Annotated in this window: 13 protein-coding genes; 6 read left to right on the forward strand and 7 right to left on the reverse strand. The window is 60.0% G+C overall.

Features of this window, described 5'->3' with window-relative positions:
• Positions 1–46 precede the first annotated feature (46 nt).
• Complete coding sequence (locus A3AC_RS0100165; protein ID WP_025596445.1) at positions 47–1,288, forward strand: cystathionine gamma-synthase family protein; 1,242 nt, start codon at positions 47–49, stop codon at positions 1,286–1,288.
• Positions 1,289–1,319: 31 nt separating this feature from the next.
• Here A3AC_RS0100165 and A3AC_RS0100170 read toward each other — a convergent pair whose 3' ends face one another.
• The 6 genes from A3AC_RS0100170 to A3AC_RS0100195 form a co-directional block, all read right to left on the reverse strand.
• The gene (locus A3AC_RS0100170) at positions 1,320–2,147 is read right to left on the reverse strand and encodes an ABC transporter permease (RefSeq protein WP_025596446.1); all 828 of its coding nucleotides are present in this window, start codon (positions 2,145–2,147) and stop codon (positions 1,320–1,322) included.
• 25 nt (positions 2,148–2,172) lie between these two features.
• Positions 2,173–3,426 carry an ABC transporter permease gene (locus A3AC_RS0100175; RefSeq protein ID WP_025596447.1) on the reverse strand — a complete coding sequence of 418 codons (1,254 nt, stop codon included), beginning with the start codon at positions 3,424–3,426 and terminating at the stop codon, positions 2,173–2,175.
• A gap of 30 nt (positions 3,427–3,456) precedes the next feature.
• A complete protein-coding gene (locus A3AC_RS0100180) occupies positions 3,457–4,503 on the reverse strand; it encodes an ABC transporter substrate-binding protein (protein WP_025596448.1) in 1,047 nt (348 codons plus the stop codon).
• A 1-nt stretch (position 4,504) separates the two neighbouring features.
• Positions 4,505–5,686: an ABC transporter ATP-binding protein gene (locus A3AC_RS0100185; protein ID WP_025596449.1), complete on the reverse strand. Its 1,182-nt coding sequence runs from the start codon at positions 5,684–5,686 to the stop codon at positions 4,505–4,507.
• Between the two features lie 21 nt (positions 5,687–5,707).
• Entirely contained in the window at positions 5,708–6,844 is a 1,137-nt protein-coding gene (locus A3AC_RS0100190; RefSeq protein ID WP_025596450.1) for an SRPBCC family protein, read from the reverse strand.
• A 136-nt stretch (positions 6,845–6,980) separates the two neighbouring features.
• Positions 6,981–7,907: a LysR family transcriptional regulator gene (locus A3AC_RS0100195; RefSeq protein ID WP_025596451.1), complete on the reverse strand. Its 927-nt coding sequence runs from the start codon at positions 7,905–7,907 to the stop codon at positions 6,981–6,983.
• A gap of 166 nt (positions 7,908–8,073) precedes the next feature.
• On the opposite strand from A3AC_RS0100195, the gene A3AC_RS0100200 reads away from it, so the two are divergent.
• From A3AC_RS0100200 to A3AC_RS0100220, 5 genes are read left to right on the forward strand one after another with little or no spacing between them, the layout of a single operon-like run.
• The gene (locus A3AC_RS0100200) at positions 8,074–9,381 is read left to right on the forward strand and encodes a flavin-containing monooxygenase (protein ID WP_025596452.1); all 1,308 of its coding nucleotides are present in this window, start codon (positions 8,074–8,076) and stop codon (positions 9,379–9,381) included.
• An 18-nt stretch (positions 9,382–9,399) separates the two neighbouring features.
• A complete protein-coding gene (locus A3AC_RS0100205) occupies positions 9,400–9,840 on the forward strand; it encodes a RidA family protein (protein ID WP_025596453.1) in 441 nt (146 codons plus the stop codon).
• 10 nt (positions 9,841–9,850) lie between these two features.
• Positions 9,851–10,528 (forward strand): DUF1028 domain-containing protein, encoded by a 678-nt coding sequence (locus A3AC_RS0100210; protein WP_025596454.1) that lies wholly within the window; start codon positions 9,851–9,853, stop codon positions 10,526–10,528.
• Positions 10,521–11,678 carry an acetylornithine deacetylase gene (gene argE / locus A3AC_RS0100215; protein WP_025596455.1) on the forward strand — a complete coding sequence of 386 codons (1,158 nt, stop codon included), beginning with the start codon at positions 10,521–10,523 and terminating at the stop codon, positions 11,676–11,678. Before A3AC_RS0100210 ends, argE begins: the two co-directional genes overlap by 8 nt.
• Positions 11,679–11,720: 42 nt before the next feature.
• Positions 11,721–13,136 (forward strand): purine-cytosine permease family protein, encoded by a 1,416-nt coding sequence (locus tag A3AC_RS0100220; RefSeq protein ID WP_025596456.1) that lies wholly within the window; start codon positions 11,721–11,723, stop codon positions 13,134–13,136.
• A 143-nt stretch (positions 13,137–13,279) separates the two neighbouring features.
• On the opposite strand, the gene A3AC_RS0100225 is transcribed toward A3AC_RS0100220, so the two are convergent.
• Complete coding sequence (locus A3AC_RS0100225) at positions 13,280–13,738, reverse strand: hypothetical protein (RefSeq protein ID WP_025596457.1); 459 nt, start codon at positions 13,736–13,738, stop codon at positions 13,280–13,282.
• Positions 13,739–13,763: the final 25 nt, after the last annotated feature.

The raw sequence follows: 13,763 nt of genomic DNA on the forward strand, positions 1-13,763 counted from the left end.
AGCGGCCATAATGTGCCGCTGCAATCGACTTCAGAGGCGAAAAACGATGGACAAGCAAGGTTTCACCACGAGCATCGTACATGGCGACAGGATCTCGGGCACCGCATACGGTGACGTGCGCCAACCGATTCATACGTCCGTGCAATATGGTTTTGAGCGCGTCGAAGATCTGATCGGCGTGTTCCAGGGCACCCGCAAGGGCGGCTTCAACTACGCGCGCCAGGGCACGCCCACGACCGCCGCGCTCGAGCGCAAGATCACGAGCCTGGAAGAGGGCGTCGGCACGATCTGCTTCAGCACGGGCATGGCTGCGATCACGGCGACGTTCCTAACGCTCCTGCGCGCGGGCGACCACCTCGTATCGAGCCGTTACGTATTTGGCAACACCAACAGCCTGTTCGGCACATTGCGGACGCTGGGCGTTGAAGTTACAACCGTCGATGCGTGCGACGTGGAGAATGTGAAGGACGCGCTACGACCGAATACGCGCATGGTGTTCGTCGAAAGCATCGCGAATCCGGGAACACAGATTCCAGACTTGCAGCGCATCGGCGATCTCTGCCGCGAGCGCGCAATCGCCTATGTGGTCGATAACACGATTACGTCGCCGGCATTGTTCAGGCCGAAAGCGGTCGGCGCCAGTCTCGTCATCAACTCGCTAACGAAGACGATTGCGGGCCATGGCGCCGCACTCGGTGGAGCGGTTACCGATACGGGCCTGTTCGACTGGAGCGCGTATCCGAACATTGCGCACGACTATCGGCGTGCCGCGCCGAAGGAGCAGGGTCTGTTGCAGATCCGCAAGAAGGGCTTGCGTGACATGGGTGCGTCGTTGTCGTCGGAGCAGGCGCACTCGATCGCGATGGGCGCGGAAACGCTGGCGCTGCGCGTGAAGCAAAGCAGCGACAACGCGCTGGCACTCGCGCGTTTTCTGGAGAAACACCAAGCCGTCGGCAAGGTGTTCTATCCGGGGCTGGAAAGTCATCCACAGTACGGCATCGCGCAAGCCCTGTTCAAGGGCGCCTCGTGGCTGCTGTCGTTCGAATTGCGCGACGTCGGGCGCATGGTGGAGGTCGTCAACGCACTGAAGTTGCCGATCAAGGCGACCGGTCTCGGCGACACGCGCACACTCATTATTCCTGTAGCACCGACTATTTTCTTTGAGGCCGGAGCGGAAACGCGCAAGGCTATGGGGATATCGGACGGCATGCTGCGGCTGTCTGTCGGCATCGAGGATATTGACGATCTGATCGCGGATTTCTCGCAGGCGCTGAAGGTGGCGGGGTGATTTGCGATTCGTCGCGCACGGACCAGAGACGTCAGCTTAGTGCCTGATTTGCCGCGGCCGCCCGCGCCCTCAACCAGTTGATGCTGGCAAACAGCAGCACCGCAAAGACGATCAGCATGGTCGCGACGGCGAGGATGGAAGGATCGATGGAGTCGCGAATGCCGCTCCACATCTGGCGCGGCACGGTTTTCTGATCCGGCCCGCCGATGAACAGGATCACGATGACTTCATCGAACGACGTTGCGAATGCAAACACGCTGCCTGTCGCAACAGCGGGCGTGATGAGCGGCAAGGTCACGCGACGAAACGCGGTCCACGGTTTGGCGCCGAGACCCGACGCGGCACGCAACAGACTCTGATCGAACGACAACAACGACGCCGTCACCGTAATGACCACAAACGGCGTACCGAGCGCCGCATGCGCGAGCACGACGCCGGGATACGAGTTCACGAGCCCGAGCGGCGCAAAAATCAGGTAAAAGCCAGCTGCCACGACGACAATCGGCACGATCATCGGCGAAATGATGATGGGCATGACGACCGAGCGCAGCGGGAAATGCGAGCGCGACAGCCCCAATGCGGCGAGCGTGCCGAGACAGGTCGCAATCAAGGTGGATGCCGCGCCAATGCCGATGCTGTTCAACAACGCGCGCTGCCAGTCGGCGCTCGTCAATGCCTGTTCGTACCATCGGAAGGAAAAGCCCTGCATCGGATACGAGAAATACGAGCCCGAATTGAACGAGAGCGGGATGATGGCGAGGATGGGCGCGACCAGAAAGAACAGCACGAGCGCGGTATGCAAGCGCACCCAGCGCGCGGCGATGCGTTCCGTCAGCACCGTGTTGCGTTTGTCTTGCATGAGCGTGTCCTACGAGGAAGGTGAATCAACCGAAACGCAGCCGGTCGATGCCGACGACGCGGTTGAACAGGAAGTAAAAGATCGCCGTGAAGATCACGAGATACGCCGACAGCGCGCCCGCGAGTCCCCAATTCAGTTGTGTGTTCGTCTGAATCGCAATGAGTTGACTGATCATCTCGTCGCCCGCGCCGCCGAGCAGCGCGGGCGTAATGTAGTAGCCAAGCGCAAGCACGAACACGAGGAAACACCCGGCGCCGACGCCGGGCAGCGTTTGAGGCATATAGATTCGGACGAATGCCGTGAACGGATGCGCGCCGAGTGACTTCGCCGCACGCACATAGACGGGCGAAACACTCTTCATCACCGAATAGATTGCCAGGATCATGTACGGCAGGAGCACATGCGTCATGCCGATGAGCACGCCCGTGCGATTGAAAATGAGCGGTACAGGATGCGTGGCAAGACCAAGTCCGGACAACACGCTGTTGACGACGCCGCCCGGTTGCAGCAGCACATACCATGCGGTCGTGCGCACCAGCAGCGAGGTCCAGAACGGCACGATCACGAAGAGCATCAGACGGCTACTGCTCTTTGCAGGCAGATTCGCAAGCAGCCATGCGACCGGATAGCCAAGCACAAGACACAGCAGCGTGACGGTCGCGCTGATGGAGATCGTGCGAATGAACGCTTCGCGATAGACCGATGCATTCGCCGGCATCGAAGCGAGGGCGCCTTGCGGCGTGACTTGCGCATCGACGGCGGCGAGCAGATAGTCGGGCGTCGGCGACTCGGCAGCGCGCTTGAGCAAGCGCCAGACTTCAGGCGAATTCCATCGTTCGTCGATATCGATCAACGCTGGCTTCCACGCTCTGGGCGCGTCGTCGTGGACGCTGCGTGCGGTGCGCATCAACAGACTGCGAAACTCCGGCTGCGCGAAGTTGAGTCGGCGCGCGACCGTGCCGAGCTGCCCGTTTTCATGCGCCTGCTTCAGGCCTGATGCAAGCAGCGCAAAGGTGTGTTCGTCCGGTACGCCGTGGCCGTCCCATGAATTCAACGCCTGCGTGAGCGCGGGCATGCTGTCCGGGACTTCGTGATTCTGCACGCTGCGTGCGAGCAGCATCGCGATGGGCGCGATGAATGTCGACAGCAGAAAGAGTATGAGCGGTAACGCGAGCAGAAGCGCCCGCACCGACGCGCGCCGTTGCGCCTTGTTATACGATGCGCGGCCATCGGTTCTCGCGGGAGCACCTGTGGACGCTGCATGGATCGATGCGGGCATGTTCGTCATCTCGTTTCTGCGTGAACCTGGTTACTGCGTGAGCCACACCTGAAAGCGCTTGTTGATGGCATCGGCGTTATCGGCCCAGAAGTTCGCGTTGATCTGCACAGCGCGCTTGAAGTTGGCCGGCGCGGTCGGCATGTCGGCAAGACGCTGTTTGTCGACGAGCGCTACGGCATCCTTGCGCGGCGGCGCATAGGCGATGTACTTCGCCAGATCCGCCGATGCCTTGGGCTGCGCTTGCGACACGATGAACCTGGAGGCCAGATCGGCATGCTTTGCGCCGCTCGGAACGCCCCACCATTCGAAGTCATAGACCTGCGCATCCCACACGGTCTTGAACGGCTTGTGGTCTTTCCTGATTGCATCGTCGATGCGGCCGTTGTAGGCCTGCACCATCACGACTGCGCCGTCCGCCAGCAGTTGCGGCGCCTGCGCGCCGGATTCCCACCACACGATGTTTTTCTTGATCGTGTCGAGTTTCCTGAACGCGCGGTCAACGCCCGCGGGCGTGCCGAGCACTTTATAGACATCCTTGGGATCGACGCCGTCTGCGATCAAGGCCCATTCCATTGCCACTTTCGGCGACTTGCGCAGGCCGCGCTTGCCGGGAAATTTCTGTACATCGAAGAAATCATTGACAGTGGTCGGCGCGCTCTTCAGCTTGCTCGAATCGTAGGCATAGACCGTCGACCAGACCATGCTCGCGACCGCGCACTCGCTGATAGAACCGGGAATGAAGTCGCTCGTGTTGCCGAGTGATTTCTTGTCGAACTTCTTGAGCAGGCCTTCATCGCATGCGGTGATCGCATCGTTCGTTTCGAGGTCGATCAGGTCCCACGTCGTGTTTTTGGCCTGTTCCATCGCCGCGAGCTTGGCGAGGCCGCCGTCATACGATTCGAGCGAGAACTGCGTGCCGTTCGCCTGCGTGAACGGATCCATCCAGGCCTTCTTGGCCGCGGCTTCGAATGCGCCGCCGAACGTGACGACGTTCAGGGTTTCCGCTGCCTGCGTGGTCACGCCGGCAAAAGCGAGTAAGGCGAGTGCGGCGCATTGTGCTTTAAGTTGAGTGCGCATGTCAGTTGGCTCCTGCGGGTGCGGTCGTAATGAGTGAAGGTGAGGGCGTGGCGGGGGTATTGATCTCGAGTGCGCGGGGCGGCGCGCTCATCGCGAGGATCTTGCAGTCGTCGTGACGCCAGGCGACCTGGATCGTGTCGCCGGATGAGGGGAGCGCATGACGCTGCGTATTCGGCACTTTGACGACGAGGGAATCGCGCGAACCAAACCTCAGATGCACGCGATGATGATCGCCGCAATAGACGAGTTCTTCCACGCGCGCGCGCACGACGTTATGGTGCTGGTCGAGTTGCAGTCCTTCTGCGCCTGGAATGTGCGCACGCTCGGGGCGCAGCGCCAACATGGCTTCGTCACCTGTACGCAAACCCTGCTCGTATCGTCCGCGAATGATGCTGCCGTCCGATAGCGCGAGCGTCGCCCATTTGTCGTCGCAACTCACTACGCGTCCCGTCAGGCCATTGTTCTCGCCGACGAAGTTCGCAACGAAGGCGTTCTGCGCGTTTTCATAGAGTTCGCTTGGCGTGGCCGCCTGCTGTATGCGGCCGTCGGAGAAGACTGCGACGCGATCGGACATGGTCAACGCTTCGGCCTGATCGTGCGTCACATACACGATTGTCAAACCCAACTCGCGATGCAGCCGCATGATTTCGTATTGCATCGTTTCGCGCAGACGCTTGTCGAGCGCGCCAAGCGGTTCGTCCATCAATACGACACTCGGTTCGAACACGAGTGCGCGCGCAAGCGCGACGCGTTGCTGCTGACCGCCCGAGAGCTGCGCGGGGCGGCGATTCGCCAGATGCGGCAGTTCGATCATGTCGAGCGCACGCTTAACGCGCGTCTTCTGCTCCGCGCGACTCACGCGTCTCACAGAAAGTGGAAACGCCACGTTCTCGGCAACCGTCAGATGCGGAAACAATGCATAGTTCTGAAACACCATGCCGATGTCGCGCTGATGCGGTGGCTTGTCGTCGAGCCGCTTGCCACCAAGGCGAATCTCGCCTTGCGTCGGCGATTCAAAGCCCGCGAGCATCATCAGCGTGGTCGTCTTGCCCGATCCCGAAGGGCCCAGCAACGACAGGAATTCTCCCTTGCGCACATCGAGGTTCAGATCGTCGACGACATAGTTCACACCGTCGTACGACTTGCTCACGCCCGAGAACGAGATGAAGGAAGGGTTTGACATCGTGATTGCGTCCTGTCGTTCTTAATGCGATTTCAGCTTGCTCGCGAGATAGCGCGCAAAGTCATAGTTCGGCCGTTCGAGATAACTCAGATGCCCAGGCTTCGCAAGCGGCGCATGCACGCCGCGAAAGACCGCTTCCACGCCGCGCCTGTCTTCGGCATTCACCTCATCGAGCAACTTCTTAAGCGTAGCCATATGCGCGTTCGCTTGCGGATCGGCGATGAATTCCGGCGCGAGGCCGCCGCCAAAGCGGATATGCACGCGGCCGACGCCTTGCGGTTGCAGCACGAGATACCAGAAATAGCCCGGCGTGAGCGTAATCAGATGCGTTGGATAGACGGCTAGCAAAGCGGTGGTCTTGCGCCAGTGGCCCGTCAAACGGGCGTTGTCGGGATGCGCGTTGCCAATCGGTAAAGACGCTTCCTTGGTGATCCAGTGATAGTTGAATGCCGCATGACCCGGCGGACACTCCATCTCTTCGAGACGCGAGTGCGGACCTACTGTCGCGCGATGAAGCATCGGCAGGTGATAACTCTCCATGAAGTTTTCGGCGAGGATCTTCCAGTTGGTGTCCCACACATGCTCTTCATAGAAAGTTTCGATGTAGTCTTTCATACCGTACGCATCGATCAGCATGCTCAATTCGGCAAGCTGCTGGTGGACCGGCTGCGCGCCCTGATCGAGCGTGACGTAAATCCAGCCTTGCCATTCCTCGCAACGCACGGCGGGCAGCGCGTATCTTTCCTTGCAGAAGCCCTCCTGGCGGTCCATCAGTGGCGCGCCCTTCAATGCGCCATCGAGCGAGTAATTCCACGCGTGATAGGGACACACGATGCGCCGGACGTTGCCGCGTCCTTCCAGCAGCACCGACATGCGATGCAGGCATACATTAGAGAATGCCGTGAGCTGCATCTGTTCGTCACGCAACACGACCACCGGCTGTGCGCCGATGCGTGCCGTCAGGTAATCGCCAGGCGCTTTCAGCGCGCTTGCCCGGCCGACGCACTGCCATTCATGTTCGAAGATATCGCGCTCTTCGAGCGCCAGGAAATCCGGTGATGTATAGACGCCGGGCGGCATCGCGTGGGCATCGCTGAACGGCCGATCGCAGCCATTACGCAATGCGTTGACCAGTTCGCTCAATGTGGCGTTGTCCATGGCGGCGATCCTTGCGTCCGTTAAGCAAAAGCGCTTGCGGCAATGCGCTCGACATGGACTCAATCTATCAAGCCAATATGCCAGTCAAAATATAGTTTTCGGATACAAGGCAAAGGTTTTGCCTATGCAGCGACGTTCAGGCGTCGATATGCAGCCGCCGTATGTAGTTCTCGCAGAACGACGCGAAGCGATGCACGACCTGTCGCGGCTTCATCGTGCGCGATTGCGCTATGCCGAGCATCGTTGCATTGACATTGTCTTTAAAGCGCTTAATGACGAACTCTTCGCCATCCACAGTCCGGTTCGATTTGAGCGGGAAATTCAGCAGGCTATAGCCGAGACCGTTCGCCACCATGCCGCGCACGACTTCAGGTTGCGACGAGCGAAAGGCGGGCACGGGCCGGCTGCCGACTGCATCGAACAGCGCGGCAAAGTACTCGCGGCTGTGAGGCAGATCGAGCATTACGTAAGGCTCGGGCAACAAATCCGCGAGCGAGATTTTGCGCGCGCGGGCAAGACGGTGCGTACGCGGAAGAATGGCGTACGGCGGCAAAGAGAGTAGCGGAGTAAAGGCGATGTCCTCGGTGAGATCGAGGCTATATGTCAGTGCGATATCGAGCGAGCCGTCGTGCAATCCGCGCAGCAAGGCGTCCTGATGCGCTTCGACGGTGCGAAACGAAATGCCTGCGTGGTTCTCGGTAAAGCGGGCGATAAGCCCCGGCATCAGCGGAGGCGCGAGCGATACAAGACAGCCCAATGCGATCGAGCCTGTCATGCCGCCATCCATTTCTTTAGCCGCCATCTGCAGTTCTTCAGCAATCTTCAGCAGATTGCGTGCTTGGCCCAGCAAATCGCGCCCTGCTTGCGTCAGTGACAGACCGCTTGCGTGATGTCGAATGAAGAGCTGCACGCCAAAGGACACTTCGAGATCCGCCAGCGCCGTGGAAATGGAGGGCTGCGAAATGTGCAGCTTCCTCGCCGCCGCGGTGAAGGACAGCGCTTCCGCCGTGACCACGAAGTAGCGCAACTGGCGCAGCGAATACCGTAAGGGATGGCTTTCCATCGCGACGTTTCTTTCCTGGAGAGACGGGATGCGTCGCATTGTGAAGCGGACAAAAAACGCTGCATAGGCATTTCCGATGCATTGCATTTTTTGAAAATATTTTATCGATCCTGCTCTGGCGCGTAGATTCTCACGACGCAATAACGCCTCTCGGAAGGATACAGCCATGACAGTGGGAACAACGTCAATCGACACGCTCGTAGTGGGCGCAGGCCAGGCCGGCATCGCGATGAGCGAACATTTGAGCCGACACGGCGTGCCGCATCTGGTGCTGGAGCGCGCACGCATAGCAGAGCGCTGGCGCACCGGACGCTGGGATTCGCTCGTCGCGAACGGCCCCGCATGGCACGATCGTTTTCCGGGCCTCGAATTTGCGGAAACCGAGCCTGATGCCTTTGCGCCCAAGGAAGAAGTCGCGGAATACTTCGTGGCTTACGCGAAAAAGTTCGATGCGCCCATTCGGACCGGCGTCGAAGTGAGAAAGGTGGTGCGCAATACGGGGCGCGAAGGTTTTACCGTCGAAACGTCGGATGGCGTGATCGAAGCAAAGCGTGTGGTCGTGGCGACCGGTCCGTTTCAAAAGCCCGTGATTCCGACAATCGCGCCGCAGAATGCATCGCTTACGCAGATTCATTCAGCCGATTATCGCAACCCGCAGCAATTGCCCCCGGGCGGCGTGCTGGTCGTCGGCGCGGGATCGTCGGGCGTTCAGATTGCCGATGAACTGAACCGCGCGGGGCGCCGCGTCTACCTGTCGGTGGGCGCGCACGACCGTCCGCCGCGTGCGTACCGCGGACGTGATTTCTGCTGGTGGCTGGGGGTACTCGGCGAGTGGGATGCCGAGGTCATGAAGCCGGGCCGCGAACATGTAACCATCGCGGTGAGCGGTGCCCGGGGCGGCCACACCGTGGACTTCCGGCGTCTGGCACATGAGGGGGTCACGCTCGTCGGTCTGACCCGGTCGTTCGATGACAACGTGGTCCACTTCAACGCCGATCTTGCAGAAAACATTGCACGTGGCGATGAAAACTATCTGTCCCTGCTCGATGCGGCCGACACGTATGCCGCTCGAAACGGCCTCGATCTTCCTCCCGAACCCGAAGCGCGCGTTATTCCGTCCGATCCCGATTGCCTGACCAATCCGCTGCTCGATCTCGATCTGGCGCAAGCGGGCGTCACGTCGATCGTCTGGGCGACGGGCTATGCGACCGATTTCAAATGGCTGCAAGTCGATACGTTCGACGAGAAGGGCAAGCCCATGCATCAGCGTGGTGTATCGAAAGAACCGGGCGTGTATTTCCTTGGGCTTCCCTGGTTGTCGCGACGCGGCTCCGCATTCATCTGGGGCGTGTGGCATGACGCAAAGCACGTCGCCGATCACATCGTTACGCAACGCAAATATCAGGCGTATTACGACGCGCCTGAAAAGCACACGCGAGAGCAGCGGCGCGAAGAAAGCGTTCAAGCCAATTAAAGCATTCGAGGTCAACACATGAGCCAACCTACACATACCCGTATCCGCATGTTCAACACGAAGGATACCTATCCGAACCAGACGCTAGACAACGATCTTTGCCAGGCCGTGCGCGCCGGCAATACGGTGTATGTGCGCGGACAGATCGGCACGGACTTCGAGGGCAATCTCGTCGGTCTGGGCGATCCGCGCGCGCAAGCCGAACAGGCGATGAAGAACGTGAAGCAGTTGCTCGAAGAAGCGGGCAGCGATCTCTCGCACATCGTCAAGACGACGACCTACCTCACTGACGTGCGTTTTCGTGAACCGGTCTATCGTGAAGTCGGCAAGTGGCTCAAGGGCGTATTTCCGATTTCCACGGGCCTTACCGTGGTCGCGCTGGGGCAGCCCGAATGGTTGATGGAGATCGATGTGATCGCCGTCATTCCGGACGGATGGACGCCGCCGGCCAAGGCTTGAGGAGCGACGCATGACTTTCTCTATCGTCGGTCGTTGTGAGAGGACGGGGCAGCTCGGCATTGCAATCAGTTCGTCGAGCATTGCCGTCGGCGCGCGCTGTCCGTGGCTTCGGGCAGGCGTGGGCGCGGTTGCAACGCAGAACGTTACGTTGCCTGCACTCGGGCCGCAGATTCTCGATCTTCTCGCTGACAGGCAACTCCATCCTTCCGAGGCCTTGAAACAGGCGCTCGATGCAAACGAATGGAGTGAGTTCCGGCAAGTGACGGTGATCGATGCGCAAGGCCGCACGGCATTCTTCAGCGGCAAGGAAGCATTAGGCACCTATCACGCCGTCGCGGGCAATCAATGCGTCGCCGCTGGCAACATGCTATCCGGCAAGCATGTGGTCGAAGCGATGCCGGCCGCATTTGCAAATGCCGGAGGTCTGCTCGCAGACAGGCTGCTTGCAGCGATGCGTGCAGCTATTGATGCAGGCGGCGAAGCAGGCCCGGTGCATTCGGCGGCGCTGAAGGTCGTGAGTGATCTGAGCTGGCCGCTCGTCGATCTGCGTGTCGATTGGGCCGACGATGATCCCATCGGCAAGCTCGCAAATCTGTGGGCCGCCTACCAGCCGCAGATGAACGACTACGTAACCCGCGCCTTGAATCCCACCGCTGCGCCCAGCTACGGAGTGCCGGGCGATGAATGAGATGTCGAGCCGTGCGCTGCTCGAAAAGCTGATCGGCTTCGCGACGGTCAGCCGCGACTCGAATCTCGCGATGATCGAGTTCGTCCGCCATTACCTCGCGGCACATGACGTCGAATGCGAGTTGTTCTATAACGACGAGCGCACGAAGGCGAATTTATTCGCGACGATCGGCCCGCGCGATCGTGGTGGCATTGCGCTGTCCGGTCATACCGATGTGGTGCCCGTTGACGGTCAGGCATGGACCATCGATCCGTTCCGTCTGGTCGAGAAAGACGGGCGCCTGTTTGGACGCGGCACGGCCGACATGAAAGGCTTTCTTGCTTCGGTATTGGCGGCGGTGCCGAAGTTCGTCAAACGCGATCTGAAGATGCCCGTGCATCTCGCGTTCTCGTACGACGAAGAAGTCGGATGCCTGGGCGTCCGCCCCATGCTCGAGCAACTCGCGCACCGCAAGCACAAGCCGGTTTTGTGCCTCATCGGCGAGCCGACCATGCTGAAGCCTGTTCTTGGTCACAAAGGCAAGCTCGCCATGCGCTGCTGCGTGAAGGGCGCAGCCTGCCACTCGGCCTACGCGCCCTATGGCGTGAATGCGATTCAGTATGCGGCGCGTCTTATCAATTACCTCGATGAGATTGGCGAGGAACTCGCGCAACCAGGGCATCGCGACGAACGATTCGATCCACCGTACTCAACGGTGCAGACGGGCATCATCAAAGGCGGTCGCGCGCTCAATATTGTGCCCGCCGAATGCGAATTCGACTTCGAAGTGCGTGCGTTGCCGGGCTTCGATGCCAACCAGGTGGCGGACCGCTTGCAGAGCTATGCCGAGGCCGAGTTGCTGCCGAAGATGCGCGCCGTGAAGGCGGATACGGACATCAGCATGCAACCGCTGTCGGCCTATCCGGGCCTGGCGACATCGCCTGACAGCGAAGCGGCTCGTCTGCTTACGCTGCTGTCGGGCTCGACGGAATTCGGCACGGTGGCATTCGGCACCGAAGGCGGTCTGTTCGAACAGGCGGGCATTCCGACCGTCGTGTGCGGACCGGGCAGCATGGACCAGGGGCACAAGCCCGACGAATACATCACGTGCGAGCAATTGCGCGACTGCGACGCGATGCTGCTTCGCCTGGCCGATCACCTCTCAACCTGAATAACGCCGATGCCTCATGCTGGCATCGGCAGGAGACGCAACTTGAACACTGCGCAAAGCAACAACGCACCGTTGATCGAAAAACATACCATTGGCTATGTGCCGCCTGAAGACCGGCACGGCAAGGTGCGCGATCTGTTCACGCTCTGGTTCGGCGGCAATATTGCGCCGCTGCCGATCGTGACCGGCGCACTCGGCGTGCAGATCTTCCATCTGAACCTGCTATGGGGCATTGTCGCGATCGTGGTCGGCCAGTTGGTCGGCGGTGTGCTGATGGCACTGCATTCGGCGCAAGGTCCGCAAATGGGAATCCCGCAGATGATTCAGAGCCGCGCACAGTTCGGCTCGTGGGGTGCGCTGCTTGTAACTGTCATTGCCGGTGTGATGTATGTCGGCTTCTTTGCATCCAATATCGTGCTGGCGGGCAAGTCGCTGCATGGGATCGAGAATGGTGTGTCGGTGCCAGCAGGCATCGTGATCGGCGCACTCGGGTCCGGACTCATCGGCATCATTGGATACAGGTTCATTCACATTCTGAACCGTATCGGAACCTGGGTGCTGGGCATCGGCATTTTCATTGGATTCGTTTATATCTTCACCCATATTGCCACCGATGACTTCCTCACCCGCGGCGGCTTCAATATCGCAGGCTGGCTCGCCACGGTGTCACTCTCTGCGTTGTGGCAGATCGCATTCGCGCCGTACGTGTCCGACTATTCGCGTTACCTGCCGGAGAACGTGCGCGTGTCGTCGACGTTCTGGGCGACGTACCTCGGCTGTACGATCGGCTCGACGCTCGCGTTCGTATTCGGTGCGGTGGCGGTGCTTGCTGTTCCGCCTGGCGTTGATGCGATGGATGCCGTCAAGACCGCAACAGGTCCGCTCGGCTCGCTAATGCTCGTGCTCTTCCTCTTGAGCGTGATCAGTCATAACGCGTTGAACCTGTATGGCGCGGTGCTCGCAGTGATCACGTCATTGCAGACGTTCGCGTATCGCTGGATTCCGACGGCGAGAGCACGCGCTGTGTTGTCCATCGTGATTCTGCTTGTGTGCTGCTATTTCGCGATCGGTGCGTCGACGAACTTTGTCGTCAATCTGGTCGATCTGGTGCTTGCCTTGCTCGTGGTGCTCGTGCCGTGGACCGCGATCAACCTGATCGATTTCTATGTGATCCACAAGGGCCACTATGACATCGGCTCCATCTTCAAGGTGGATGGCGGCATCTACGGCCGCTTCAATCCTCAGGCACTGATTGCTTACGCGATCGGCATCCTCGTGCAGATTCCGTTCATGAATACGCCCATGTATGCGGGCCCTGTGCCGAAGTACCTCGATGGTGCGGACTTGTCGTGGGTCATTGGGCTCGTGTTGACGTCGCCGCTGTATTACTGGCTCGCGACGCGCGACACGCAGTATCGTCGCAAGACGATGAGTGCGGCGATCGCGCGTCAGCCTTGAAATCAGCCACTGGGCCGACTTGCGGACGAATTTTCTGGGTACGGACTCTGCGCCCCACGCGGCCCGGTTCAAGGAGTCCGCTTGCGGATGCGCGGGCATTCGCGCATTGCTATGAGCGCGCGAAGTCCAATTTGCGAGGCAACTCAGGATTTCGTGGGGCGCCCCGTTTTTACCTGCTCAACTGCTGAGACTGCGGCGAGCAGACGCTTTTCCGCCGCCGATTCCAGCAACAGCAGGCCCGCGCGCAGAAGCTCGCTTTTCTTGACAGAGACACCCGCTGCCAGGCATTTCTGTTTGAGCGCCGCGATCTTCTCATAGTCCGACTTCGGCATCGTGAAGCTATCGCGTACCACCTTTTCCTTTTTAGCGCGCCGGGATTTCGTACCCGCCGCCGCTTTGACCGGCGCTGGCTCGACCTTGGCAGGTGCCGCCTTGACTTCGGCCGTGGCCTTCAACGCCCTCTTTGTCGGTGCCTTTTTCTTGCGCGCATCCGCGTTCGACGCTACCGCCTGCGCTTCGCCGTCAGCGGCGTTCACGCGTTCGGCTGCTTTGGGAAAATGAAATGCCTTGCTGGTTGCTTTTTTCGTGGTTGTCTGAGTCATCATGGTTCTCGTCGCTATAACGGTA

Source organism: Burkholderia sp. WSM2230 (assembly GCF_000472445.1).
In the GTDB taxonomy this organism is placed as follows: Bacteria; Pseudomonadota; Gammaproteobacteria; order Burkholderiales; family Burkholderiaceae; genus Paraburkholderia.